Origin of the sequence: Paraburkholderia sp. SIMBA_053 (genome assembly GCF_046534895.1) — a bacterium.
GTDB lineage: Bacteria > Pseudomonadota > Gammaproteobacteria > Burkholderiales > Burkholderiaceae > Paraburkholderia > Paraburkholderia caledonica.
The window spans coordinates 1-246 of record NZ_JAWRXU010001417.1 but is presented as its reverse complement, the minus strand read 5'-3'; the positions used below and the strand labels follow the sequence as shown (position 1 = coordinate 246).

Genomic DNA, 246 nt, shown 5'->3' with positions numbered 1-246 from the left:
CTGCGCCACGATCATCCGTTCGAAGGCGACACGCTGACGATGGACGACTATCTCGCGCTCGGCCACATTCAGGTGTCGAGCCGCCGCCAGGGCAGCGGCCTCGTCGACGCCGAATTGCACAAGCTCGGCAAGCGCCGCCAGCTGCAGATGCGCGTGCAGCACTACATGGTTGCGCCGCTCATCGCGCTGCGCACTGATCTCGCGCTGACTGCGCCCGTGCAGTTGCTGCAACGCTACGACGCGCGC

General features: G+C 66.7%; 1 pseudogene. It reads left to right on the top strand.

Annotation, left to right across the window (positions count from 1 at the left end):
• A pseudogene (locus SB753_RS40275) lies at nucleotides 1–246 on the top strand (LysR family transcriptional regulator); the annotation flags it as partial.